Genomic DNA, 24,667 nt, shown 5'->3' with positions numbered 1-24,667 from the left:
AGTATCAGTCCCACAGTTGGAGATGTTGTTTGAGGGGAGAGGGCGTCGGATCGGGCATGTCCACGCCGTAGCCGTGCGGCAAGATAACGCCCGCGTCGGCGAGTCCCGGGTTACAGGCAAAGATTTGTTCCGTCACACCCTCGGTACGCTGGTAATAACGCCAGCATAAGGCGTCTACCGTGTCGTTTTGCTGTGCAAAGATTTTCATGACCGTCGCTCAAAGTGATTAATGGGTTCCATGTTTAAATGCGTTCGAGATTAAAATGGTTCAGGGTTAAATGTGTTCAAGATTAAACGTGTTTAACGTTAAATCAGCTCAATGGTGGTGCGAGTGAAGCCTTGTATGTCCTGGATTGCCCAAGCCGCATCACGGCGGAGGTGATCAATCGTCTCTTCCCGTGCTTCTGCCCGTTTCGTGCCCGAGGCCGTGGCATCAACGCTGCGAAACCGTTCCGTTACTGTGGCCTGTATCAGGCAATAGACAGCACGGCGGTAGAGGAGCAGGCAGCTACTTTCATTGCCTACCTGCTTCGCAGGCACCTCAACCAGTGAGGGATAGCCCGCCTGTTGTTGTTTTTTTCTCCATTCTGTAAGCCGGTCATGGGTTTCATTGAGGCCAACCTGTGCCGCTTCGAGTAAACGTGCCGGGGTGAGGGTGCCGTCCTGTCGCATGGCATCACGGTAGTGCTGGAGATCGAGGTCCGGCCAGAAGCCGTTGTTTTTGATGAGCTGTTCAGTTTTTATCCCGGCTTCATTCGCTGTGGGGTTGACTGCAATACTGACCATCTGATGTTTCTCCTATCATGTTGAAAAGGTGTCAGATTCACTCCTGCCCTCCCTCCGTTCTTCATTCGGCAGTCTTGATGTGCTCTGAACATCTAAATCACTCGATTAAAAGGGCGGTGAACGGACGCATTGATAGCAATACATTTGTCCTGTCAATTGCCCGTGCCGCCCGGCCGTTGGGCATGGGGTTAAGCAGCCTGAAGTAATTTTTCAAGCTGTTTGATGTCGGTTTTGACCCCACTGCCGCTGTCCAGGGTGAGTGCCTGCTTTAAATGGAGACAGGCGGGTTCATATTTCCCATCTTGACGCAGGGCGTAACCGACCATTTTATGCAGACGGGCTTTGACCGGATCGGGCATGTCTTGCCCCCGTAAAATGTGTTGCGCACGCAGCAACTGGGCCGTATCAAGCGGGCGTTTTTTCAGCAGCGTTTGGCTGGCTAGTGCCGCCACTTCTTCGGCGATTAAACAAGCCGTGGAACGCTGGAAACTGTCCGGTGTAGCCAGATCGTGTTTGATAGCGTAGTCAGCAATGTCGAGGGCACGGGTGAGATCGCCGACATCCAGTTGCCAAATCAGCATGCGCATCAGGATCGCATCTTGCGTGCCTGTGCCCTTAGCCAGTACTCCTGCTACCCACGGGCTGTAGGTCGGTAACAAGCGGCGTTTGACCTCGGCTTTACGACTGATCGAGGCCATGCTTTTTAAGTGCAATAAATCTTGCTGCAATTTGAATAATAGTAATTCGTAGGTGCTGGCATGGCGCAGTCCTGCCGTAATCTTCCACCACATAGGCTTCATTAACCGATTCAAAATTTTCTACTCGATCACGTTTCGGGTTGTCAATCATAGCGCGGCGGCGCGTGCCCGCTTGCCAGTAAATCGACAGGTTATCGAGACGGGTGATCAGCATGGCATTGGCAGGGAAGTACGGGGCGCGTACTGCCGGTAAGCCGCCAATCCGTTTTTGGCTGATGATCAGATCCGCTGCCAGGCTTTCGCTGTTGGCTTGGTTCTGGTTGATAATTGGGAAATATTTGTCCGCCAATAACGCACGACCACAAATCACCACCAATTCGGTATCATCTTGAAACCAGCTCTCAATCAGTTCATCGACCGCATTCATCACAAATGCATCGAGATTGGCAAAATCACCGCCTTGACCAATGCGGATTTTTTCTGATGTCACCGCCCCGTCGGCATTGATGATTTTATTCATCACCTGGGTAGCGGCTTGGGCGCGGATATGCTGTAACCAGCCGATATTGACATCCTGTAACAGCGGATTCTGGGTTACATTGGAGGTGGCTGCCCGTTTGATGCCGTTAAAGCCAATCATGATGCGATCTAAGGCTTGCCGTTTAATCAGTGCGTCACGGATCAACTGTTGAAAGTGAGGAAATTTTGCCCACATGTCCAGCTTTTGATAGCTGAGGGCAGTATCAAAGTTGGTTTGCGTGCAGCGGTAGGGGTGGTTATCCAGGCCAGTGGGATCGGCAGGGCTGCGTTCTTTTTCGCCAGTATGCGTGGTACTGGCAATCGGGCGTTCAATCCCTAAGCCCACTTTTTCGCCGGTTTGTTCATCTACCGGAAACAGGTTGATTTTTGATAAAAAACTGCTGCTTTCCTGTTGTTTGGCTTCCAGTCTTTGTGCAATCGACGGTTCCACGGTGAATTTTGCGGCGATATCCGTGGTGTTTTCCAGCGCATTGAGCGTCGCGACCTGGTGAATATATTGGTTAAATTGGCTGCGGGTGTGTTTTTTCATGTTAGCAATCCGTCAGGTGAGTTGGGTTGGCACCCGTGGTGACGGGGCGAGGGGTGAAACGCTGATCAGCACGGAGTAATTGGGTGTTCAGTGCCGTCAAGCTGTGCTGTGTTGTATGCTGTTCAGTTTGTAATGCCGTGACAGTGTTCTTTAGCGCCATCAAGTCAGCCAGTTTTTCGGTGAGCTGTTGCTGATGATTGGCTATCAGGGAAACGGCTTGATGGATATCCATGAAACGTGCGTCATCACTGAGGTGTTTTTTGCCAAATAAGGCTTTGACGGTGTTAAATAGCGCCGGTTTTTGTTCGGTTTCAAATTCCAGAGTGATTTCTTCCGCTGCGCTAAAAAACGCCTCCGCCTGGCTTTTACGTGATGCCAGGGGGTTATGTTGACTGTTGGCACAGAACGTGAGCATTTCAGCCCCCAGTGAGGCTGGGTTGTCGGTAAAGGCAATACCGGTTAGGTAGGCTTTGCCGGTATCGGCGAATTTGGGCAGGTATTCAATGCTGGTGTACACTTTTTGCCGATTTTCTCGCAGTTTGACCAGTTCCTCGGTCGCATCTACCTGAACCAGTAAGGCGATTTTTCCTTTAAGCGGGCCGGCGCTAATTTCTTCATATTTTGCCGCAACGATATCGCCATACGCACGAAACGGGCTATCCGGTAACAGGCTTTTGATGTGTTCCAGATTGGCGCGTGCGCCGCGATAGGACGGGTTATAACTTTCCGCCATTTCAATAATGTGTTGCCGTGAAATGCTGCGCCCGTCACTGGTCGCACCCTCAACGGCGGCGCGGAAAAAGGTGGATTTTGCCATGCTGTTGGCTCCGGTTAATAATGATGGGGTCTAGGATGGCGAGCCGAGCGCGCGTGAACAATCCGCCGCTGTTGTTTCAGTGCTAGCACAGCGCGTAGCGAGAGAGGGAGGGGGTTTTGCACGGTAGCCTTGCGGGATCAACGCGACTATACAGGCTATTTTTGCATGGATACTTTTACCACGGACAGACTCACCACGGATACGCTCACAGCGCCCCCCCATTTAGATCCGCGCCGTCAAGCCATGTATTTATATTGGCAGGGGCTACCGGTTGCGCGTATCGCTGAAATCTTAGGCATCAAGGCGACGACGCTACACAGTTGGAAACGCCGTGACCAGTGGGATAAGTATGGCGCGTTGGAAAAGATGCAACTCACTACCGCCGTGCGCTATTGTCAGTTGGTGGCTATCGAGGCAAAGAGTGGCCGTGATTTCAAAGAGTTGGATGCCCTTGGGAGGCAGGCAGAACGGCATGCCCGTATCGGCAAATACAATAACGGGGGCAATGAAGCCGATCTCAATCCGAACCGAGCCGCTCTCCTTCGAGGAAAACGTAAGGCGTCGGTGAAAAATGTTTTTTCAGAGGAACAAATTGGCCAGCTGGCGACTTTATTTCAGGCGTCCTTGTTTGCTTATCAGCGTGCGTGGTATCAGGCGGGTTTGGATGATCGTTTTCGCCTGCGTAATCTACTGAAATCGCGGCAAATCGGGGCGACGTTTTATTTTGCCCGTGAAGCCTTGCTTGATGCGTTGACCACAGGGCGTAATCAGATGTTTATTTCCGCGTCTAAGGCGCAAGCCCATCAGTTTAAACATTATATCGTCGATTTCGCCGCCGAAGTGGGCGTAGCGCTGCGCGGTGATCCGATTTGTCTGCCCAATGGGGCTGAACTGCATTTTTTAGGCACTAATACCAATACTGCGCAGGGGCGCTCCGGGTGTTTGTATGTCGATGAGTATTTTTGGATCCCCGGCTTTAAGAAGCTACGTCGTGCTGCCTCGGGCATGGCATCACAAAAACGGTATCGGCAAACCTATTTTTCTACGCCCTCGAGTGTCAATCATGAAGCCTATCCGTTCTGGAATGGCACCTTGTTTAATCAGGGACGCGAGAAAAATCAACGCATTGAGGTCGATACCAGTTATCCGCATTTGGCCGCGGGGGCACTGTGTGCAGACGGGCAGTACAAGCAGATTGTGACCCTTGAGGATGCGCTGGCCGGTGGCTGTGATCGCTTTGATATCGCGCAATTGTGGCGTGAGAACAGTGATGACGATTTTGATAATCTGTTTATGTGTCAGTTTATCGACGATGCACACTCGGTGTTCCCGATGAAGGAAATGCAACGTTGTATGGTCGACAGCTGGGAGCACTGGCCGGATGTGAAATTACTGGCCGCGCGACCTTACGGGCATCAACCGGTGTGGATTGGCTACGACCCGGCCAGTACCGGCGATGCCTCCGGTTGTGCGGTGATGGCGCCGCCCAAGGTGGCAGGCGGGAAATTTAGGGTGCTGGAACGTTTTCAATGGCACGGTATGGATTTTTCCGAGCAGGCGCGGCATATCCAGACACTGACTGAGCGCTATAACGTGAGCTATATCGGCATTGATGATACCGGCCTGGGGCGATCTGTGACCCAGCTGGTCAGGCAATTTTTCCCTGCGGTGCAGGCGATCCATTATACCGTCGAGATGAAAACCGATCTGATTTATAAGGCCAAGGATGTGATCACCTCGGGCAGACTGGAATTTGATGCCGGTGCGATGGATATCGCCAAGGCGTTTATGTCAATCCGCAAAACCTTGACCGCCAGTGGTCAGCGCGCCACCTATGTCACCAACCGCGCCGAGGGCACCAGTCATGGCGATGTCGCCTGGGCGATTATGCATGCGCTGTTTAACGAACCCCTGGCCGGTATCACTGTCAATAACAGCAGTTTTATGGAGCCATTTTAATGGCTAATAGGAAACAGAATACGATGCAGCGGGTAGAGGCGTTTACCTTTGGCGACCCGGTGCCGATGCTCGATCAGCGGGATATGCTGGATTATCTGGAGTGTGCCGTTGTTGACCACTGGTATGAACCACCGGTGTCGTTTCATGGGCTGGCAAAATCCTTTCGTGCCGCCGTGCACCACAGTTCACCGATTTATATGAAGCGTAATTTGCTGGTGAGTCTGTTTCAACCGCATCGCTGGTTATCTAAGCAAGATTTTAGCCGCTATGCGTTGGATTTTTTGGTGTTTGCCAATGCGTTTTTAGAAGTGCGCACTAATCGTTTGGGCGGGGTACTAAAACTGGTGCCCAGTCCGGCAAAATATACCCGCTGCGGCGTTGAAGCCGGCACCCATTGGTATGTGCAATCCTGGGCCGCGCCGCATTTATTTGCTGAAAATAGCGTCTTTCACCTGCTCGATCCAGATATTAATCAGGAAATTTACGGTGTACCGGATTATCTGGCGGCACTGAATTCAACCTGGCTGAATGAAGCCGCGACACTGTTTCGGCGTAAGTATTATCTCAATGGCAGTCATGCCGGTTTTATTTTGTACATGAACGATGCGGCGCATAAACAGGAGGACATTGACCGCTTACGGCAGGCGTTGAAGGACTCAAAAGGCCCGGGGAATTTTCGTAATTTATTTATGTATGCCCCGGGCGGTAAAAAAGACGGGTTGCAACTGATCCCCTTGGCAGAGGTGGCAGCCAAAGATGAATTTATCAACATTAAAAATGTGACCCGTGATGATCAATTAGCGGCACAGCGGGTACCACCGCAACTGATGGGCATTTTACCGCACAATACCGGCGGTTTTGGTGATATCGAAAAAGCGGCACGGGTGTTTGCCATCAATGAATTGGCACCATTGCAAGAGCGACTGAGTGAAATTAATGACTGGCTGGGCGAGGAGGTGATCCGTTTTAAACCCTATGAATTAGTCGAAAAACCGTCGGTGTAAACGTGCAAGTCTAGACTGCATCAATCTGCACGTTTTTTTGCAGCCTTATTTAAGGCTAAAATCCAAGCTAGAACAGGTTTTATGATGGATCAACAGACGCATGAAAAAGTTGATTATTACATACCCAGACCGAGGGCGCGGGGAGCACCCGCTTTCGTAGTTGAAGAGCATGGCCGCCTTCATTTTGTGGCAAATTGAGGGGGATCATTGCGTTTTGATCGCAGAAAATGTGTTTTTCTACATGCGTCGGGCATGAGAGCTTCTGATGCGCGTGCAAGTGATAGTTGTTCTCTGTGTAGGAGGAACATTTATTGATGTGTTTTTAATCATTTATATTTTGTAGCGATACAAAATATGTTCAAGCATAAGTAAGAGCGAACGCACCTAATGCAAGCACACTTAACGTACCTAACATCCCAGAAGTTACGTAGCAGACGTTAGAAAAACCACTAGATTTATCTGGTGCATTTAATGATACAGCCTGACTAGCTTGACCCCCTGTTATATTTTGCAAATTTATGACTGGAACGAACTCGGTGCTAGCAGGTGGCATTACCTGCTCAGTTTTCATGCCTAAAATTCCTAATCTTTCGTAGGCTGATTTGGTTATACCATTTATGCTCACTTTTTTCTTATCACAAATAGTTGGTTGAGGATGAATAATGGATACATCCAGCCCCGGGAATTGTAGGCTTATTTTTTCTAGGCAATCGACATGCTTATCGTCTATCGTCAGAGTCCCACCCAATCCAAGATCCAATGTCAGTTCTGTTAAGGACAGTTCGCTCATTTCTACTGCATTAAGTATTATTACCAAGTCATCTGCAGAGAGGTTATGAACTTCACAGTTTATTTTGACAAAAGACGAATCAGGGGTGTCTATGATGGATTGTGCTATTTTTATCAAACGGTCAGTGTCTTTTAGAGGTTTTCCGCACGTATCATATCCACATACGGAGGTTCTACGGAAATAACTACCTGTTGCTCAGAATTGTAGTTGGTGGAAAAACTTGTTTCGTTAAAAGGAATGTTTTCAGAACCTAACCTCATAATGCAAAAACCTTTTATATAAATTTAAAGGACAGCATTGTAACGATTTATAGCAGGGAATGCGCCTAAGGCAATTGTATCTAAATTTATATCTATTAGATTTTTAAGTCATTTTATTAATAAATGTAAAATACATATCGATCGATATGATTAATGCTCTTTCTTTAACCGGTTTAACCTACTGTCGTTTTCAGGTAATGCTCTCAAAATCACTTAAATCCGTAGTAATAATATGTTGCTCCTTCGATCTAAACGAAGAAAAATTAAGCATGCTTGATACGCTCATTCAGGGTTTCAAGGATAAAAGTATTAACGGATACTTGTCGTTCAGATGCTGCACCTGCTAGACGTTCTCCCAATGACTCAGGGTAACGCAATGTAAAGGTTTTTACCTTCTCTGTTGTAGCAAATGGAGCGATGTTGTGTTCTTTACAATCCTCCAGATAGCCATTGAGAGAAACTTCTCCCTCTTTTTTCAACCCCCTATGCTATCAGACATAAAATCACAATAGCCTGATAAACCTAAAAACTTACCGCGAAACATACCCATTTCAGGTATGTAAGCGATAGTAGCGGGTTGTCCGGCTACTACCATAGTATTGAGCGTGTTTGTCATTGTTTTATTCATTGTTTAATTCCTATACTTTCTAACCATTCACGTAGACTTACCAATGCGCCTTTATCTGTATCTGGTGAGGGGTGTGGACGGTGAAACCGTGCGATACTCCCCTTTAGAAGGAATCGGACTCTTGAACCGTTTTCTTCTTTGACTTCTCCACCCAGTGCTACGATCAATGATTCAATATCAGCCCATTTGATATTTGAAGAGGGTGGCTTTCTTAATACTTTTTTTAGTGTTTCTGCCTGTTTTTTTCTCACAATGGATTCACTGAATGAAGTCAATTGGTCAATAATAGGGATTGATTTCTATGACGTCAATAGATGAAGTCACTCTGTTCTCTTTAGCCGACTGGTTACTATCTTAAATGTCCTCTGTACAATCAAATAAATAACTAACCCTCCTCAAATCTTCATCGGAACCGCCTCTTTCCCTCGCTTTTTATTTTTGATTGTTTTTCACGCAAGGGGACAGTTATTGCCACGAGTCCAAGGGACGATAAACCCGTCCTGAAGGACAACACCTAACCCTACGTCACCGGCTGTCTCATTAACACAATGAGTAGGTTGCTTATCACATTTCACCTTGCGCACCTTTTTCCAGGTATCCACATGAGTACAAATGCGTGACGTAATGCCCAGCCGTGGTGACCACACCCCGTAAATTTTCACTCCCTGCTCACCGTAGGCATTGGGCGCTTCACATTCGATATACGCCGTGCGTACAGTATGCTCTTTACGCGGGATAAACACCCCGCCTTGCTTGACAATATAGGTCGCCATACAACCGGCATCGGCAGCCGCTAGCACCTCATCCATCGGCTTATCATCCAGCAACTGCCCACTTTTTTTCGATGTTGATTTGCGCTGCAACTGACCGGCCAGTAAACGTAATTCACGGTACGTCTGGCGTGAAGGAATGCCAAAAAACTGAAATTGTCGTACCCGATGCAAACTTGCCCAGGCCACGGCATGTTCAACCGATTCATTAAGGGGCTTACCGGTCTCAATACTCAGTAACGGCTCACCGGTGGCCTTATCAATGGCGTTTTTTAGTACCGTGCTATCCATATTTTTGCTGATATATTTCGCCAGATAACTGGTGGGTGTGCCTTTACTCTTCAGCACCGGCTTGACATCAAAGCGTGGTTTGATATTTTTTCCTAGCTCCTCACGATCGCTACGGATCGCAAATTCACGTAACACCGCGGTAATGGCGACCCGATCTTTTCTCGCCATAAAACACAGCAAATGCCAATGCACGGTACCATCATGATGAGGCTCTGCTACCCGCACGCCGTACCAGCGCAGCCCCATTTTGTTCATCTTTTTGCGCACACCCGCAAACAGAGCGACCAGATAATCACTGCTTTCACGTACCGTATGGGTCGCCCATTTGGGATTAGGTTTACCGCAGGATAAGGTAGCGTGATAGCGCGACGGACAGGTAAGGGTATAAAACATCGCATAATCGCCACGCTGTTCTGCCAGATTTTCCAGACCTCTGGCGGTGGTCATCATTTCCAGATGACGTAAGTGAGGATTGCTGGTACTCGCGTTAACCACCTTTTCCATGTCCAGCGTCACCCCGTCCTCATTCACCAGTTCATGTGAGCGGATAAATTCCCGTGCACGGCGATCCTGCTCACGCTTACGGGTCAAGGCATCATAGCTGACATAGGCAGAAGCTTGTTTATGCACCAAACAAATGGCACGGTATTGCTCCTCACGCCATTCACAACGCAACCGCCACAGTTTACGTGCCCACCAGTCAGCACAACACAGCCGTGCCAGTGCGCCAGGGATCAGATGATAAGGCATTTTGCCACGGTGCTGGATATGCTCACGCAAACTGTGCCAATGCGGGGGTGTAATAGAAAACCGTTTAGCTTCCGCGGCCACACGCTGATAAAGTCGCAATATTTTATCCGGATCCGTATTATCATCCGGTAACACCTCGGCGCAGGCACAGAAAAACAGTTCCATATGTCCTGCCACCCTCGCTGCCACATTCTTTACTTCCTTTTGCATCAGTGTCGGTAAATCCAATAACACGCGTAGCGCAGGATAGTAGGTAACACGCTGATAATCCTCCGTCCTCTGCTTTTTACGCACGGTTTCAAGACGGTGCAAGACTGGCTTAATCACCTCCAATAAAAAGGTTTTGGCTCTTGCTTCACCGCCCTCACGACGCAGATAATCCAGGCGCTGCTGCAACGGCTGCTGGATAAATTTCGGCTGACGGCGTAAATCTGCTTGTATTGCTAATTCGGGATCAGCCTGCCACTTCCGTTTTATGTGATCGAGATGAGCAAGATGATTGGCTTGCGCCACCTGACGTTGCCAATAGGCTTCTATCCTCGGTTCCAGGATGGCAGGCAATTGCTCGCGCTCCCACATTAACGGAGAAAAAATGTGACAGGGGGCAGGATTGAGAGAACGCGGTGCGGGGATAGGGATTTCTTCTGAATAGAGGGTCATCGGTAACGGCCTTGTTTTTGAATAAAACGGTTCCCACGTCATCACGTGTTTATTTATTTCAGGTATGAATTAATGGCGTTAATCAGGAAGTCGATAATGCTCGATATACGTTATGCGATTAGGCAGTAATAATCTGCGTTTTATTCCTGGCCCTATTTCGTATTCATCTGGATCTAATAGCGGGACAGGTTTAAACACCTCGTGGCACGTTCTAAAGATGTGTTGTATTGCATTATGCCAGTCTTCCATAATCTGATTGTCTACCCTCAACCCATGATGGCGGATCAGACTCTCAATGAACGCGGGGAAGGATGAATAACACGCCAAGAATTCAAGATAATTTTTGATGGCCTTTTTTGACGAATTAAAATAGATTTTCTTTTTATATAAAATAAACCGTGAGTTATTATGGGCTGATAACATAATCGTTATCGATATACAGGCTCATAATACGTCCTTATTTAGATGACAGGAATACCGACACAATAACGCGTCTGTTCATTTTAAAAATGAAGGGATGGTGTTATTCCGTCTTGTTCGGCAGCGGATCACAATCAATATACGTCACCCTGTCAGGCAATAAACTGATAACGGCACGTAAGCGAATAATCGCGTCAATAATATTCATCTGTTCTTCTGGAGATAACTGTTTAAATGCCAACGCATGCTTTTTCTTTTCAATACCGGCCAAATAATACAAAGCCCCTTTCATTTGCGGATCGGTTTCTTGCATTTCAGTGATCAGCGCGGGAATAACCCCTTTATATTTTGCGTCAGGAAATAACCCCCATAATAACGCGATGTGCTTAAGACTACATTGACGCTGTTCTAAATTCAGCGGGACGACACGTGCTGGCCCTGTATTCGCCATGACCCCTCCTTATTAAGCAAAAATCCCCATCAAATGTGCAAAACCAACGGCGGCGTGGTTTATTGATGACGGGTGTACTCATTCCTTTAATAAATTGTACATCCTGCGCATTAGGCTGAACATGGCGACCATCAGGGGTCTCCAGCCAGCCACGGCGATGACGGCGATGCGTAATGTGCAACGGGTTATCTGGCAATACGGCTACGGATGTGCAGGTTTTTATTAACATGGTGCCATCTCCATTAAGTGAAAGAAGTGCCGGAATGTTTACCCCGTCCGGCGCGGGTTTGTGTGGTACTATTTTTATGCCGGCTTCTGCTCTACCAAAGATGACGCCGGCATAACCTCCCACCACAACAAGGAAAATAGGTTGATGTTTAACAATAAAACGCAAAGTGTGATTAACATTCGCATCTCATTTCGCCCTTGGTACTCTCTACGAAGACATTAAAATCTCTGCATTCAATTTGAAAAGATTTTATTCTTAGCATGAAAAAGAAATGACTGCACTGCCTAAAAAATAGATAAAGATAGAAAAATATGAATTTCAGGAGAATATTTTCAGTTCTATCGTGATGGTATTTAAGCTTGTGCATTATAATAAAGCACTTCCCAAACATATATACTCCCATTGCACCATAGACTTTGTAATATCCCCGTTGCACCTTAGAAGGTAAAGTGACAGGGAATAGCTTAATTGTCATAAATGTTATCTCGAAATAGCGTTAAAACACAGTGTGTATTTTAAAATTCATCACTTATTCCTGTAATAAATAAAACCTCTTCATAATGCTAATTTAGGGGAAGGCTTTACGCTTTGATTTAAAGGACATGACGTGTTTTGCATTTAATTTCTGCTTCATGCATGAGAAATTGCTGCCAACCGGTTAATTTTGCGTGTTTCTTTCGGTATGTATGGATTGCCATCACAATACGCATGGCACCGTAGACCATCACAGCGAGAATAATCGTGATTGATATCAGTAGTTCTGTTGAATAACTCATTATTATCATTCCTCTCTATTTTCTTCGTCTGATGTAACTGATCGATGTAATCTGTTGCTTGTGCCACCGTATCGACCTTGCCAAACGACTGATCACCTAACCACAGGTGATAACGGGTAATCGGTTGAGTCACTGTTTTCGGCAGGCGGACAAGAGTAAATCCACGGTATTCCTGTGAGTGGCGACTGATTGGGGTTGGGGTGTGTGTCATATATTCCTTAACTATTAGCAATAGCGTCTTTCAGCATGGCAACAAGGTTAACTTCAACTTTGTCTTTAGCTTTCTGCTTGGGACGAATAATAATCCGACCATCGCGTACCATCCCTCGGCAGTATCGAAAGGAATACCAACCAGTTTCGAATATTCTTTCAGAGAGACATACCCTGTAGGAACAGCGATGTTTATGGTCACATTCCCCATACTTCCCCCAATTTATCAGCCTGAATAGCAGCCATACCACGTAAACACACAAGGCGAGCCATACTGGAAATAGAACGACTGTCTTTAGCGGCAAGAGCCTCTAAACTGCCACGTTCATCATCAGATAAACGCATAGGGATAGGGTTCTTGGTCGCAATACCCTTTGGTAATCGTGAAGGCTGATTATGTTTGACTTGTTTCATAATGGTATATTGTGATCTGCTGGATTATTCATATGTTTATAGTGTCACCGTTTGGTGAACTTGTAAAATAGAGGTTCAATAAATGGATAACTTTGGGGGCAGGCTAAGGGAAGAACGTAAGCGGTTAGGCATGACTCAGACTGAGTTTGCAGATGTCGGAGGTGTTCAAAAAACTACACAAAGTAATTATGAAAACAATATTAGATTACCGGATGCTCAATACTTAGGGTCAATAACGAAGATAGGTATTGATATAGCTTATATAATCACTGGTGCTCGCACCATAAAAGCTGATATCACAACAGAAGAACAAAAATTAGTTGAAAATTACCGAGCAATGGACGACTCGGCGAAGCTAAATATACAGGCGGTTGGTGATGCGTTTGCTCAATCGAAACCCAACTTGAAAACAGGTTAATATTTATACTATGCAACATGTTGATTTTATTTATATTTTATAAATTTATTGTTATTTTATATGAAAAATAAATAAACAATAATCATAAAAAATCAATAAATGGAATAAGTCAATATCATAATTAATATTTATATGATTCATATGGCAATGTATTTAGATAAAAATAATTCGGCAAGGTTAAGTATACAAATGGTTGGTGATGCATTCGCGCAATCAAAACCTAAGCAAGAGTAAATAATGATAGAAATTTTGTCCTTGAGTGAACGATTACTATTGCTCACTTTAGTTGAAGAGCTAAATAAAATGAATCTCAAATTATGTCAAAAAAATTAGAAAGATGGTGAAAATCTGCTGTCAAGCTAATTAATGATTTTTTATACCAGTCATGATATAATTACATTATCGGATAGACAGTAGGTTAGGATTAATGAATGCCAAGACTGAAAAATCTTTAGTTTGGATAGGGAGCAGTAAAAAAGACTTGTTGGAACTGCCGCAAGACATTGTTAAATCTGTCGGTTATACGCTGCATTTTGCCCAAAAAGGCTTAACGCCTCCAAACGTTAAACCATTATCTGGGTTTCATGGTGCTGGTGTACTTGAAGTCGTAGAAAATTATGATGGTAACACCTATCGGGCTATCTGTACGGTTAAGTTTGCAAGTGTTGTATTTGTTTTACATTGCTTCCAGAAAAAATCCAAAAAGGGCATAGCTACACCAAGGGCTGATCTTGATCTGATAAGAACCCGCCTCAACACAGCCCAACAGATTTATGAGGATATGAAGAATGGAAAGATCTAAAGAATATGATTTTGAAGTCGGATCAGATAATGTTTTTTCTGATTTAAATTTACCAAACTCAGAAAGTCTGAAGCTAAAAGCTGACTTAGCTATACAAATTATTACGACCATAAAAAAAATGGGGTTAAATCAGGCCGAAGCAGGTAAAAGAATGCATTTACCTCAAGCGCGTGTTTCTGCACTTTATAACGGTAAATTCTTCAATATGTCAGAAAAAAAACTGATGGATTGTTTAAACCGACTCGGTTATGACATTGAAATCGTAGTAAAACCTAGCCATGAATTTTTAGGTCGTAGAACATTATTTATACCCGCGCATAGCTAAAAATAAGATCAGATATCAGTCGTAACAAGAAACGCCAATTCTGATAAATTTTTAATGTGGTAACCCGATTAGTTAACAAGCTGAGTCAAATGTAGTACTTCTGAAAGAAGACAATAGGTCAATACCATAATTAATATTTATATGATTCATATGGAAATGTATTTAGATAAAAACAATGCGAGACGCTTATTTTGACAATCCGTAAACTTTCTACCGGCAAATGGATCTGCGAATGTTACCCCAACGGGCGTCGTGGTGAACGAGTTCGTAAGCAATTTGCCACAAAAGGAGAAGCATTTTCATTTGAACGCCGTATTATGCCAAAAGATCAAACTATGGATGCTTCTGTTGCTAACAGGCAGAAACTCAGTGATCTTGTCGCACGTTGGTATGAAATGCACGGTAAAACGTTAACCTCTGGCGAATCGCGCAAAGTAAAACTTGATGCAGTATGTGAACGTTTGGGTGATCCATTAGTAATAGATTTTGATAAAAATGCTTTTGCAGTGTATCGAGAACAACGCTTGAATGGAAAGTGGCAAGCAAAGGGACGTGCCGCACCGAAACAGGCAACCGTTAACCGTGAATATTCCTATCTCCGTGCCGTATTCTCTGAATTAAAGCGCTTAGGTGAATGGGAAGAAGATAACCCGCTTGATGGAATTCGTCAGTTTAAAGAGGGAGATCAAGAACTGGCTTTCCTTTATCCAGAGGATATAAAACGGCTTTTGGAGGCTTGTGACGAGTCGGCAAATAAAGATTTAGGGCATGTTGTACGTTTATGTCTAGCGACTGGAGCAAGATGGAGTGAGGCACAAGGACTATCTCAGTCACAACTGATGCCGGGGCGGGTCACTTTTATTCAGACAAAAAGCAAGAAGAACCTCACAGTGCCGATATCCAAACGTCTATACCCGTGATCAATGAAGATGCTTGATTTTGAAGTCGATAAGGATCATGCTCATAGCCATGAAAATAGAGCTGACTGCTGACCAGAAAATTACCCTCGAAGCCCAACATCGTCAAAGCCATGACCGCCGTGTCTGTGACAGGATCCGGTGTGTTTTGTTGTCCGCAGACGGCTGGACTCCCCCTATGATTGCTCACTCACAGCTCATTAATGAAACCACGGTGCGGCGCCACCTTACAGACTATCATAAACTCAACAAGCTCAAGCCTGAAAATGGCGGCTCCGATGGCTATCTCAATGCGGAACAGACCACGTCGCTGGTTGAACATCTCACCCAGCCGCTCTACCACCACAATCACCAAATTGTGGCGTATATCGCTGGACGCTGGAACATCACCTTTACCGTATCAGGTCTGTATAAAGGGTTGAAGCAGCATGGCTTTAGCTATAAAAAGCCGAAAGGTGTTCCGCATAAATTTGCCGTTGAGAAACAGCAGCAATTTATAAAGACCTACAGCGAATTGAAAGACGCCGCGGGTAATGACCCCATACTGTTTATTGATGCCGTTCATCCGACACAAGCCACCAAAATAAGCTACGGCTGGATACGAAAAGGCCAGGATAAAACGACAGAGACCACCGGGAGCAGAACGCGGTTGAATATCATGGGAGCCTTGAACATCCAGAATGTGGCTAACCCCATAATCCGTGATGATGAGACGATTAACAGCGAAAATGTGGTTCACTTCCTGTCTGCCATTCGCGCGCATTATCCCATCACGACAACGGCACATGTGATCCTCGAGGGTGCAGGCTATCACCGTTCACAGCTTGTGCAAGACGCCGCGCTTACGTTGAATATCCAGCTTCATTACCTTCCGCCGTATAGCCCGAATCTAAACCCGATAGAGCGATTGTGGAAGGTGATGAATGAGCAAACACGAAACAATAGATATTACCCATCTAAACAGAGTTTTAAGAACGATATCTTAAACTTCTTTGAGGTGAAGCTACCACAAATGGCAAGTTCTCTGGTATCTCGCTTAAACGATAATTTCCAGGCGCTAAATCCTGCATCTTGATTTCACTTGGGTATAGAACGCTGTCAGGCCCGCACGGGCCGGGCGCAAAGAAATCATATTTTTCTAGCCATGGCTGCCTGGTTTGAACAACATAAACGCCGTCTGTCCGAAAAAATAACCCTTTACCAACAAAATTGGGCTGTCATTAAAAACGCTATTACTACACACATCAGAGCACTATTGGCTGCACCAGGTTAGATTCGTGCGAAACTCGTGTAAATAGCGGTTTTGCAGGAAGCTTATTCTCTAAAAGCGAAAGTAGCCAGCAGCTAAGTTACCTGGGCATAGCGAATACTAAATTAAGATGTCGTCCAGGTTATCATTGGCTGTAAAACGGATATGACTTGTTTTTTACCGAGGATACCAAAATAACGCGCATCGAATGAACTGGCACTATGGTCGGTCATCAGTAATAACTCAGATTCATTCAAGATGTAAGGCTGTAAATCTATTTGTGGTAATGGACGTCCCATTTTATCGAACGCTAGAGGTCGGCTATGTTGCAGTAATACACCGTTTACCGTAACGCCCTGTGAGGTAATACTCACTTTGTCGTCTTTCATTGCCACGATTTTTTTCATCATATAGCCGTAATGATCAGGACAAAAACCTGAGCTAATATAGCCGCGCTCTTTAGCTTCCCTGAACACGGCCTTTGATGGTGGGCAAAAGATGACGTATTCTCCTTTTGCCAACGGCTTGCTACTGATCCTATATAAACCTAAAGGAATGCTTTTGCTGATGTTGATGCGTCCACCTGACAGGTAGATGGCACCCAAAATTCCGGTGATCACCATAGCAATAATAGCTAGTGTGATAATACTATCAGCAAGGATCTTACCTTTAGTAATTTTTTTCATCCCTTAAGTCACGTCTTCGTGGTTGGATAATCAAGTTTCGGAGCAAAGAACGGCAACAATAGCTTCACAGAGTGCTGCCATATTACTGGTTGTCATCCCTGCAACATTGACTCGACCAGAGTTAACGGCATAAACCGCAAATCGGTCACGCAGCTCCGGGTCACGTAGCTGTAATACCTGTTTTTCGGTCAAACCACTAAAAGAAAACATGCCGTTCTGTTTCTCAATGAAACTAAAATCTCCGGCACCTTTTGCTTTCAGAGTCTTCACAAACAGTTGACGCATACGCTGAATACGTTCTCGCATCTCGGTGAGCTCACCTTTCCATAGCTCATATAATTCTCTATCATTGAGGATAGTGGCTACCACCGCTGCTCCGTGCGCCGGAGGATTGGAGTAATTAGCGCGAATTATCGCTTTCATCTGGCTCAATGCGTCCTCTGCATTCTTAGAGGTAGCGGCTACCAGGGTACAAGCTCCAACACGTTCATTATATAAACCAAAGTTTTTCGAATAGGAGCTGCAAACAATCAATTCTTGATGTTTGTCTGCAAAAATACGTAGACCCTGAGCATCTTCTTCCAACCCTTTGGCAAAGCCTTGGTAAGCAAAATCAAACAGTGGCAGCCAGCCTTTACTTGCAGACAGATCCGCCAGGTCGCGCCATTGCTTTTCCGTTGGATCGATGCCGGTTGGGTTATGGCAACAACCGTGGAACAGTACGACATCACCGGCCTGGGCACCGGTTTTTAAGCTGTCCAACAGACCATCAAAGTCCAGGGCATGCTTTTCGGCATCGTAGTAAGTGTATTCATGCACTTCCAGACCGGCAGCAGAAAATATATTTTTATGATTAGGCCAACTTGGATTACTCACCCAAACCCGTTTAGCACCAGCCTGTTTGACGATAAAATCAGCAGCAATACGCAAGGCACCGGTTCCGCCCGGAGTTTGCGCACTGCGCGCCCGTTCGATCACTGAATTTGAGCTACCAAAAAGTAAGTGCTGGGTAGAGCGCGTAAAGGTTGCAAGCCCATCGATACTCAGATAATTCTTTGTGGTCTCACTGTTTAACAGAAGCCGTTGAGCTTGTGCCACACTTTCGAGGATCGGTGTTTCACCCTTTTCATTTTTATAAACACCAATACCCAGATTGATTTTGTTATCTCGGCGGTCCTTTTTAAAAAGGTCTGCTAAACCCAAAATAGGGTCAGCAGGTGCAGCAGTGATTTTTTCAAACATGTAAGAGACTTCCATAACTTAAAGTTGAGCGATTGAACCGCCAGAGTAGCGCCAGTTCACTACTTTGCCAATCGTTTGTGATAAAAAAGAAATGAATGTTGTGCACCAGTTGGACTTAGCATAAAAAAACAACAAAACTGATGACAATAAAAAAAGCAGAGCCCAAACCCTGCTTTTTCGTACATAGTTGGCAGCCAAACGAAACGGCGTGCCATTATCAAATTGACTTAGAATTTGTAAACTACACCTACGCCAACAACATCTTTAGTGTTGATACCGCTAACCTTGGTAAATTCATTCTCATTCAATAGGTTGATTTTGTAATCAACATAAGCAGTAACATTTTTATTGAAATTGTAAAAAGAACCAACGGAAACATACTTCAGCAAATATTCACTCCCCATGTCGTTGGAGCCTTTAGACTGAACATAGGCCAATGAGGGACGTAAACCAAAATCTAATTGGTACTGTGCTACAACTTCCACATTTTTTGTTTGCTTCGCGATGGCTTCCTTACGTTTGCCGTATGGCGTTAGGTTCTGGGTTTCTGCATACATTGCTGCCAAGTATAGATTATCAGCATCATATTTAGCACCTATATTCCACGCTTGAGCTTTATTACCGTGAGTATCAGACAGCTCTTTCTGTTCAGCAGTACGATTAGCAGCAGAGTAAGCGGCACCTAGCTTTATGCCGTAACCAACATCATAGGTAGTGGAAACGCCGACACCTTCACCATTTTGGGTTTTTATATTTTCAATGCCTTCTCTACCATCCTGATTCGCGCCCTGGTATTGCAGAGCAAAGTTTAAACCATCAACCATGCCGAAGAAATTAGTGTTACGGTACGTTGCCAAGCCAGAAGAACGAGCGGTCATGTAGTTGTCAGGGCGAAAGAATGAGTCGCCTCCGCTGGTTGGCAATACATCAGTCCATATGTTGACATCATAGAGTACGCCATAGTTACGACCGTAATCGACCGAACCCAAGTCAGCAAATTTCACGCCAACAAAGGCAAGACGGAGTTTTTCATCATTCTTAGACTCAGGTTTGTTGGCTTCTAGTTCTTTCTCCACTTGACCATAACCAGTGAGTTGGTCAGAAATCTTAGTTTGACCTTTTAAACCGAAACGGACATAAGATCTGTCGCCACTTTCGCTCTTGTTATCAGAAAACAGATGGCGCGCATCAACCATACCGTAGAGGTCAAGTTGACTGCCATCCTTGTTACAAATCTCTACTGCGTTTGCAGTGCCAGTAGCTAAAAAAGTGGAAATAAGTACTGAGAGAATATTGCGCTTGATCATTATTATTACCTTCATTGGTGTTATTCGAATACCTGTCACTGCCGTCAATAATTTCTAGGGAACTATTGTTGATAGTCTGGTGTCGTCTATGCCGTCAAGGTGCAGTGTTCCATTCATGAGAAAGTTAATCCACCCACAAAATGCTACAAATTCAATAAAAATGTTTCTATTTGAAATAAATTGTATCTAAATATTAATAAAGTATCACTTTATGACAAAAATAGACTATCGAAAATAACAAAAGCCAGTACAACTTGGCTTTTGTTTATCAATTTGATATCAATGGTTTTTAATTAACTGGATTAAAAGGCAACATTCTTCGGCGTCCGTGGGAAGGGGATCAGCTCACGGACGTTAGGTACGCCGGTAACATAAGCGATCAAACGCTCAAAACCAAGACCAAAACCAGCATGTGGTACTGTGCCATAACGACGTAAATCGCGATACCAGCTGTAATCTTCTCTACTAAAATCCATCTCTGCCAAACGTTGATCTAACATATCAAGTCGTTCTTCACGTTGTGATCCCCCGATGATTTCACCAATGCCGGGTGCCAGCACATCCATAGCGGCGACGGTTTTACCGTCATCGTTGAGACGCATATAAAACGCTTTAATATCCTTCGGATAATTTTTCACCACCACTGGCGCTTTAAAATATTGCTCGGCCAAATAACGCTCATGTTCAGAGGAAAGATCGATTCCCCAAGAAACTGGGTTTTCGAAGGATTGATTGGATTGTTGTAATATTTCAATAGCAGTACTGTAATCAATTTGTTCAAAATCTAACCTAACAAGATCAGTCAAACGAGCAATCACATTTTTATCTATACGTTCAGCAAAGAACTTGAGATCATCAGAGCGATCGTCTAGCACTGCCTTGAAAACATATTTCAGCATTTCTTTTGCCAAGGTGGCGATATCATCAAGGGTAGCAAAGGCGACTTCGGGTTCAACCATCCAAAATTCAGCGAGATGACGACTGGTGTTAGAGTTTTCCGCCCGGAAAGTAGGGCCAAAGGTATACACTTTTGATAGGGCACAAGCGTAGGTTTCCGCATTTAATTGGCCTGATACCGTTAGGAAGGCTTCCTTACCAAAAAAATCTTTTGTGAAATCTATCTTGCCATCCTGCCCACGTGGGAGGTTTTCGAGATCCAGTGTCGAAACGCGGAACATCTCACCGGCACCTTCAGTATCGGCAGCAGTAATCAGGGGTGTCGATACCCAGAGATAACCCTTTGCATGAAAAAAACGGTGGATAGCCTGTGCTAATGTGTTACGTACCCGTGCTACGGCACCAATCAGATTAGTACGCGGACGTAAGTGAGCACATTCACGCAGATATTCCATACTGTGGCGTTTAGGTGCCATCGGGTAACTCTCTGGATTATCAACCCAACCAATAACTTTGATATCAGTGGCCTGAATTTCAAACTTTTGCCCCTCAGCGGGTGAAGAGACGAGCTGTCCCGTCATCTCAATCGAACAACCAGTCGTCAGACGCAATACCTCATTCTCATAATTATTAAGACAACTATGCGCTACAATCTGTAACGCATTAAAACAAGAACCATCATAAAGGTCGATAAAGGAGATCCCTTCTTTGGAATCTCTCCGGGTACGTACCCAACCACGTACGGTAACTTCGCTGTTCAGGGTGGCAAGGCCTTGCAATACCTCGACGACAGGTCTAATGTTCATAAATTACTCTCTGTATAAGTTTTATTTTGCGAAAATAGTGAGTTAACAAATAAGCCGCAACCCAATAGAATGGGGTAGTAGACTTCTTACAAAACCGTAGCGAGTGCTGTGAAATCAAGGCGCCTGGCACACAGCCACCGCAGTGTACATGCGAGTACATGAGGATTGCGAGCATCAAGTAACACAGAGTTCGCAGCACGTATTTACAAACACAGAGTAGGCTTTGCAAGAAGTCTGTTGTTATGTTACTTCTCGTGATGTAGGACACAAGTAGCAATTATCGAATTAATAGGATCAAAATTTTTTATGACACAGTCTTCAACTAATTCTTCTGCTGCAAAAATGTCTGTTACCGCAAACAAGCCACCGATTAAATACCGTCACGATTATCAGACACCTGACTATAGCATCACAGAAATCGATTTAGATTTCGTCTTGGATGCACAAAAAGCCACTGTCACCGCGATCAGTAAAATCATACGTCTGACAAAAGAAAAAACCCCTTTGATCCTCGACGGGGAAAATCTGGTGTTGCTGGAAGTCCGTGTCGATGGGCAGCCGTGGCCATATCAACAGAATGACCAGTTGATCCTGGAAAATTTACCCGCAAGTTTCACCTTAACCATTGTAAATGAAATTAATCCTACGACTAATACAGCACTTGAAGGTTTGTATCTTTCCGGTGAGACATTATGTACACAATGTGAAGCAGAAGGCTTCCGCCATATCACTTTTTACTTAGATCGACCCGATGTGCTGGCATGTTTTACCACCCGCATTGTGGCGGATAAAGCGCGTTATCCTTATCTTCTTTCAAACGGTAATTGTATTGACAAAGGCGATTGTATTGATAAAGAAGGGCACCCGGATGGTCGTCACTGGGTGAAATGGCAAGATCCGTTTCCGAAACCTTGCTATCTATTTGCGCTGGTGGCAGGGGATTTTGATCTATTGAGTGATAGTTTTACGACCTGCTCTGGGCGTAAAGTTTCATTGGAGCTTTTTGTCGATCGCGGTAATCTGGATCGTGCTACTTGGGCGATGGCTTCGCTGAAAAACGCTATGAAGTGGGATGAAACCCGCTTTGGCCTGGAATATGATCTTGATATCTACATGATTGTCGCTGTTGATTTTTTTAATATGGGTGCGATGGAAAACAAGGGATTAAATGTCTTTAACGCCAAATACGTACTGGCCAATGCCGAAACTGCTACTGATCAAGACTATCTTGCTATTGAAGCGGTAATTGCTCATGAGTATTTCCATAACTGGACGGGCAACCGTGTGACATGTCGCGACTGGTTTCAGCTTAGTCTCAAAGAAGGGCTGACGGTATTTCGTGATCAAGAATTTAGTTCGGATCTGGGGTCACGCTCGGTTAATCGTATCGAGAACGTCCGTGTAATGCGGTCGGCACAGTTTGCCGAAGATGCTAGCCCAATGGCTCATCCTATCCGCCCAGATAAAGTTATCGAAATGAACAACTTCTATACGCTAACAGTGTATGAAAAGGGCGCGGAAGTCGTGCGCATGATACATACTTTATTAGGTGAAGAAAAATTTCAAGCGGGTATGAAGCTTTATCTTGCACGCCACGACGGCAGTGCGGCAACCTGTGATGATTTTGTGAAAGCGATGACCGACGCGAGCAAAATTGATCTTGAGTTATTTAGTCGTTGGTATAGCCAATCTGGCACGCCATTACTCACAATACACGACAGTTATGATGCCGAAAAACAACAATATCATTTGGTCGTCAATCAAAAGACATTACCCAGCGTGGAACAATCAGAAAAATTGCCATTACATATTCCACTAGATATTGAGCTATATGATAACGATGGCAATGTGATTAATCTGCAATATAATGGAGCTCCGCTAGGTTCTGTGCTTAATGTAACTGAAACGAAACAAACCTTTATCTTTGATCGGGTTAAATGTCAGCCCATCCCTTCTCTACTCCGTGAATTTTCCGCGCCAGTCAAACTGGATTATCCTTACAATGATGAGCAGTTGATCTTTTTGATGCGCTACGCTCGTAATGAATTTTCACGTTGGGATGCAGCTCAAAGTTTGCTAGCGATCCACATTAAAAAAAATGTCGTCAACTATCAGCTAAAAGTACCTATATCGCTGCCGTTACCGGTCATCGATGCGTTTCGTGCCATTTTGCTAGACAAAAATATCGATCCGGCCTTGGCAGCCCAAATTCTCAAACTACCTTCTGAAAATGAAATGGCAGAGTTGTTTACGCTGATTGATCCGCAAGCCATCCGTTCCGTTCATCAAGCGTTGACACGTTGTTTGGCAGAAGCATTAGCCAATGAATGGCAGGCGATGTATCACATCAATAAAACGCTGCCTTATCAGATTAAACATGCTGATATTGCTAAGCGTGCGCTACGTAATGTTTGCCTGGGATACCTGGCATTCGGTGATATTACATTAGCGAATGATGAAATCACCAAGGCATACTGCCAAGCGGATAACATGACAGATTCTCTTGCTGCTTTGGCGGCTGCAGTCGCGGCGCAACTACCTTGCCGTGTTCAACTATTGGATGCATTTGAACAACGTTGGTCTCAGGATAGTCTGGTAATGGATAAATGGTTTATGTTACAAGCCACCAGTCCGGCGGTGGATGTGCTCCACCAAGTACGAACTTTACGAAACCATCGTTCATTTAGCTTGAATAATCCTAACCGTACACGCTCACTCATTGGTAGCTTTGTGTTATCCAACCCAGCGGCATTTCATGCTGACGATGGCAGCGGCTATCAATTTTTAGTTGAAATATTAAGAGACCTAAACAGCAAAAATCCACAGTTAGCATCACGTCTTATTGAACCATTAACCCGCCTGAAACGTTATGATACAAAGCGTCAGCAGTTAATGCATGATGCGCTGCAACAACTAAAAGCACTGGATAATCTCTCTGGTGATATGTATGAAAAGATAGAAAAAACATTAGGATCTTAATTTTCCATTAAACCGCTTGCTATCAGAAGCGAGTGTGTTGATATTCATGATTCATGA

23 protein-coding genes and 4 pseudogenes are annotated in these 24,667 nt (G+C 44.9%); 9 read left to right on the top strand and 18 right to left on the bottom strand.

Annotated features, from left to right (window positions below; translation table 11 throughout):
- Positions 1-4 precede the first annotated feature (4 nt).
- The 5 genes from CCS41_RS10235 to CCS41_RS10215 all read right to left on the bottom strand — a co-directional run bounded on the left by CCS41_RS10235 (position 5) and on the right by CCS41_RS10215 (position 3,370).
- Positions 5-208, bottom strand: coding sequence for a tail protein X (locus tag CCS41_RS10235; RefSeq protein WP_119797044.1), 204 nt, complete (start codon positions 206-208; stop codon positions 5-7).
- 98 nt (positions 209-306) lie between these two features.
- Positions 307-786, bottom strand: coding sequence for a head completion/stabilization protein (locus tag CCS41_RS10230; protein ID WP_119797547.1), 480 nt, complete (start codon positions 784-786; stop codon positions 307-309).
- Positions 787-974: 188 nt separating this feature from the next.
- Positions 975-1,484 (bottom strand): phage terminase small subunit, encoded by a 510-nt coding sequence (gene gpM, locus CCS41_RS10225; protein ID WP_240313748.1) that lies wholly within the window; start codon positions 1,482-1,484, stop codon positions 975-977.
- Positions 1,465-2,553 (bottom strand): phage major capsid protein, P2 family, encoded by a 1,089-nt coding sequence (locus tag CCS41_RS10220; RefSeq protein WP_119797545.1) that lies wholly within the window; start codon positions 2,551-2,553, stop codon positions 1,465-1,467. The genes gpM and CCS41_RS10220 overlap by 20 nt, the downstream gene beginning before the upstream one ends.
- Position 2,554: 1 nt before the next feature.
- A complete protein-coding gene (locus CCS41_RS10215; RefSeq protein ID WP_119797544.1) occupies positions 2,555-3,370 on the bottom strand; it encodes a GPO family capsid scaffolding protein in 816 nt (271 codons plus the stop codon).
- Positions 3,371-3,535: 165 nt separating this feature from the next.
- On the opposite strand from CCS41_RS10215, the gene CCS41_RS10210 reads away from it, so the two are divergent.
- Complete coding sequence (locus tag CCS41_RS10210; protein WP_119797049.1) at positions 3,536-5,329, top strand: terminase large subunit domain-containing protein; 1,794 nt, start codon at positions 3,536-3,538, stop codon at positions 5,327-5,329.
- Positions 5,329-6,333 (top strand): phage portal protein, encoded by a 1,005-nt coding sequence (locus tag CCS41_RS10205; protein ID WP_119797543.1) that lies wholly within the window; start codon positions 5,329-5,331, stop codon positions 6,331-6,333. Before CCS41_RS10210 ends, CCS41_RS10205 begins: the two co-directional genes overlap by 1 nt.
- Before the next feature lie 358 nt (positions 6,334-6,691).
- Here the strand turns inward: CCS41_RS10205 and CCS41_RS10200 are convergent, their stop codons facing one another.
- From CCS41_RS10200 to CCS41_RS10155, 9 genes and pseudogenes are all read right to left on the bottom strand, one after another.
- Positions 6,692-7,240, bottom strand: a complete 549-nt coding sequence (locus tag CCS41_RS10200) for a hypothetical protein (protein WP_119797542.1) — start codon at positions 7,238-7,240, stop codon at positions 6,692-6,694.
- Positions 7,241-7,646: 406 nt separating this feature from the next.
- Positions 7,647-7,978: pseudogene (locus tag CCS41_RS10195) on the bottom strand (type II toxin-antitoxin system HicB family antitoxin).
- A 29-nt stretch (positions 7,979-8,007) separates the two neighbouring features.
- Positions 8,008-8,265 (bottom strand): type II toxin-antitoxin system HicA family toxin, encoded by a 258-nt coding sequence (locus CCS41_RS10190; RefSeq protein WP_420866978.1) that lies wholly within the window; start codon positions 8,263-8,265, stop codon positions 8,008-8,010.
- A gap of 195 nt (positions 8,266-8,460) precedes the next feature.
- On the bottom strand, positions 8,461-10,524 hold the full coding sequence (locus CCS41_RS10185; protein ID WP_119797540.1) for a replication endonuclease: 2,064 nt from the start codon (positions 10,522-10,524) through the stop codon (positions 8,461-8,463).
- 481 nt (positions 10,525-11,005) lie between these two features.
- Positions 11,006-11,353, bottom strand: coding sequence for a DUF5347 family protein (locus tag CCS41_RS10180; RefSeq protein ID WP_119797054.1), 348 nt, complete (start codon positions 11,351-11,353; stop codon positions 11,006-11,008).
- Positions 11,295-11,498 carry a phage filamentation protein Fil family protein gene (locus CCS41_RS10175; protein ID WP_240313916.1) on the bottom strand — a complete coding sequence of 68 codons (204 nt, stop codon included), beginning with the start codon at positions 11,496-11,498 and terminating at the stop codon, positions 11,295-11,297. The genes CCS41_RS10180 and CCS41_RS10175 overlap by 59 nt, the downstream gene beginning before the upstream one ends.
- 714 nt (positions 11,499-12,212) lie before the next feature.
- Entirely contained in the window at positions 12,213-12,569 is a 357-nt protein-coding gene (locus CCS41_RS17420; RefSeq protein WP_323586334.1) for a hypothetical protein, read from the bottom strand.
- Between the two features lie 7 nt (positions 12,570-12,576).
- Positions 12,577-12,779, bottom strand: a pseudogene (locus CCS41_RS10160) (DNA-binding protein).
- Positions 12,767-12,982, bottom strand: a complete 216-nt coding sequence (locus CCS41_RS10155) for a hypothetical protein (protein ID WP_119797538.1) — start codon at positions 12,980-12,982, stop codon at positions 12,767-12,769. Before CCS41_RS10155 ends, CCS41_RS10160 begins: the two are co-directional and overlap by 13 nt.
- Before the next feature lie 82 nt (positions 12,983-13,064).
- Here CCS41_RS10155 and CCS41_RS10150 point away from each other — a divergent pair, with 82 nt between their 5' ends.
- The 6 genes and pseudogenes from CCS41_RS10150 to CCS41_RS17245 all read left to right on the top strand — a co-directional run.
- Positions 13,065-13,400 (top strand): helix-turn-helix domain-containing protein, encoded by a 336-nt coding sequence (locus CCS41_RS10150; protein ID WP_119797537.1) that lies wholly within the window; start codon positions 13,065-13,067, stop codon positions 13,398-13,400.
- A gap of 427 nt (positions 13,401-13,827) precedes the next feature.
- Positions 13,828-14,202, top strand: a complete 375-nt coding sequence (locus CCS41_RS10145) for a type II toxin-antitoxin system RelE/ParE family toxin (RefSeq protein WP_119797536.1) — start codon at positions 13,828-13,830, stop codon at positions 14,200-14,202.
- A complete protein-coding gene (locus CCS41_RS10140; protein ID WP_119797535.1) occupies positions 14,189-14,527 on the top strand; it encodes a helix-turn-helix domain-containing protein in 339 nt (112 codons plus the stop codon). The genes CCS41_RS10145 and CCS41_RS10140 overlap by 14 nt, the downstream gene beginning before the upstream one ends.
- Positions 14,528-14,718: 191 nt before the next feature.
- Positions 14,719-15,438, top strand: a pseudogene (locus tag CCS41_RS10135) (phage integrase); the annotation flags it as partial.
- A gap of 58 nt (positions 15,439-15,496) precedes the next feature.
- A complete protein-coding gene (locus CCS41_RS10130; RefSeq protein ID WP_119797534.1) occupies positions 15,497-16,519 on the top strand; it encodes an IS630 family transposase in 1,023 nt (340 codons plus the stop codon).
- A 9-nt stretch (positions 16,520-16,528) separates the two neighbouring features.
- Positions 16,529-16,717, top strand: a pseudogene (locus tag CCS41_RS17245) (IS701 family transposase); the annotation flags it as partial.
- A gap of 101 nt (positions 16,718-16,818) precedes the next feature.
- Here CCS41_RS17245 and traF read toward each other — a convergent pair.
- The 4 genes from traF to asnS form a co-directional block, all read right to left on the bottom strand.
- Positions 16,819-17,379: a conjugative transfer signal peptidase TraF gene (gene traF / locus CCS41_RS10120; protein WP_072550899.1), complete on the bottom strand. Its 561-nt coding sequence runs from the start codon at positions 17,377-17,379 to the stop codon at positions 16,819-16,821.
- A gap of 30 nt (positions 17,380-17,409) precedes the next feature.
- Positions 17,410-18,621 carry an amino acid aminotransferase gene (locus tag CCS41_RS10115; protein ID WP_072550900.1) on the bottom strand — a complete coding sequence of 404 codons (1,212 nt, stop codon included), beginning with the start codon at positions 18,619-18,621 and terminating at the stop codon, positions 17,410-17,412.
- 227 nt (positions 18,622-18,848) lie between these two features.
- On the bottom strand, positions 18,849-19,928 hold the full coding sequence (locus CCS41_RS10110) for a porin (protein WP_072550901.1): 1,080 nt from the start codon (positions 19,926-19,928) through the stop codon (positions 18,849-18,851).
- Positions 19,929-20,230: 302 nt separating this feature from the next.
- The gene (asnS, locus tag CCS41_RS10105) at positions 20,231-21,631 is read right to left on the bottom strand and encodes an asparagine--tRNA ligase (protein WP_072550902.1); all 1,401 of its coding nucleotides are present in this window, start codon (positions 21,629-21,631) and stop codon (positions 20,231-20,233) included.
- Positions 21,632-21,973: 342 nt separating this feature from the next.
- Between asnS and pepN the strand changes: the two genes are divergently transcribed.
- The gene (pepN, locus tag CCS41_RS10100; protein ID WP_072550912.1) at positions 21,974-24,610 is read left to right on the top strand and encodes an aminopeptidase N; all 2,637 of its coding nucleotides are present in this window, start codon (positions 21,974-21,976) and stop codon (positions 24,608-24,610) included.
- Positions 24,611-24,667 lie beyond the last annotated feature (57 nt).

The sequence above is a fragment of the Candidatus Fukatsuia symbiotica genome (assembly GCF_003122425.1).
GTDB classification, from domain to species: Bacteria; Pseudomonadota; Gammaproteobacteria; order Enterobacterales; family Enterobacteriaceae; genus Fukatsuia; species Fukatsuia symbiotica.
Note: the sequence above shows the minus strand (reverse complement) of the source record. Positions and strands in the feature narration are given on the sequence as shown.

Bases quoted from the DNA above. Each gene is read 5' to 3' on its own strand.
- CCS41_RS10235 (WP_119797044.1), bottom strand. From the start codon at position 208: ATGAAAATCTTTGCACAGCAAAACGACACGGTAGACGCCTTATGCTGG.
- traF (WP_072550899.1), bottom strand. From the start codon at position 17,379: ATGAAAAAAATTACTAAAGGTAAGATCCTTGCTGATAGTATTATCACA.
- CCS41_RS10155 (WP_119797538.1), bottom strand. From the start codon at position 12,982: ATGAAACAAGTCAAACATAATCAGCCTTCACGATTACCAAAGGGTATT.
- CCS41_RS10220 (WP_119797545.1), bottom strand. From the start codon at position 2,553: ATGAAAAAACACACCCGCAGCCAATTTAACCAATATATTCACCAGGTC.
- CCS41_RS10230 (WP_119797547.1), bottom strand. From the start codon at position 786: ATGGTCAGTATTGCAGTCAACCCCACAGCGAATGAAGCCGGGATAAAA.
- pepN (WP_072550912.1), top strand. From the start codon at position 21,974: ATGTCTGTTACCGCAAACAAGCCACCGATTAAATACCGTCACGATTAT.
- CCS41_RS10210 (WP_119797049.1), top strand. From the start codon at position 3,536: ATGGATACTTTTACCACGGACAGACTCACCACGGATACGCTCACAGCG.
- CCS41_RS10215 (WP_119797544.1), bottom strand. From the start codon at position 3,370: ATGGCAAAATCCACCTTTTTCCGCGCCGCCGTTGAGGGTGCGACCAGT.
- CCS41_RS10115 (WP_072550900.1), bottom strand. From the start codon at position 18,621: ATGTTTGAAAAAATCACTGCTGCACCTGCTGACCCTATTTTGGGTTTA.
- gpM (WP_240313748.1), bottom strand. From the start codon at position 1,484: ATGGCCTCGATCAGTCGTAAAGCCGAGGTCAAACGCCGCTTGTTACCG.
- CCS41_RS10110 (WP_072550901.1), bottom strand. From the start codon at position 19,928: ATGATCAAGCGCAATATTCTCTCAGTACTTATTTCCACTTTTTTAGCT.
- CCS41_RS17420 (WP_323586334.1), bottom strand. From the start codon at position 12,569: ATGACACACACCCCAACCCCAATCAGTCGCCACTCACAGGAATACCGT.
- CCS41_RS10150 (WP_119797537.1), top strand. From the start codon at position 13,065: ATGGATAACTTTGGGGGCAGGCTAAGGGAAGAACGTAAGCGGTTAGGC.
- CCS41_RS10130 (WP_119797534.1), top strand. From the start codon at position 15,497: ATGAAAATAGAGCTGACTGCTGACCAGAAAATTACCCTCGAAGCCCAA.
- CCS41_RS10185 (WP_119797540.1), bottom strand. From the start codon at position 10,524: ATGACGTGGGAACCGTTTTATTCAAAAACAAGGCCGTTACCGATGACC.
- CCS41_RS10145 (WP_119797536.1), top strand. From the start codon at position 13,828: ATGAATGCCAAGACTGAAAAATCTTTAGTTTGGATAGGGAGCAGTAAA.
- CCS41_RS10205 (WP_119797543.1), top strand. From the start codon at position 5,329: ATGGCTAATAGGAAACAGAATACGATGCAGCGGGTAGAGGCGTTTACC.
- asnS (WP_072550902.1), bottom strand. From the start codon at position 21,631: ATGAACATTAGACCTGTCGTCGAGGTATTGCAAGGCCTTGCCACCCTG.
- CCS41_RS10180 (WP_119797054.1), bottom strand. From the start codon at position 11,353: ATGGCGAATACAGGGCCAGCACGTGTCGTCCCGCTGAATTTAGAACAG.
- CCS41_RS10140 (WP_119797535.1), top strand. From the start codon at position 14,189: ATGGAAAGATCTAAAGAATATGATTTTGAAGTCGGATCAGATAATGTT.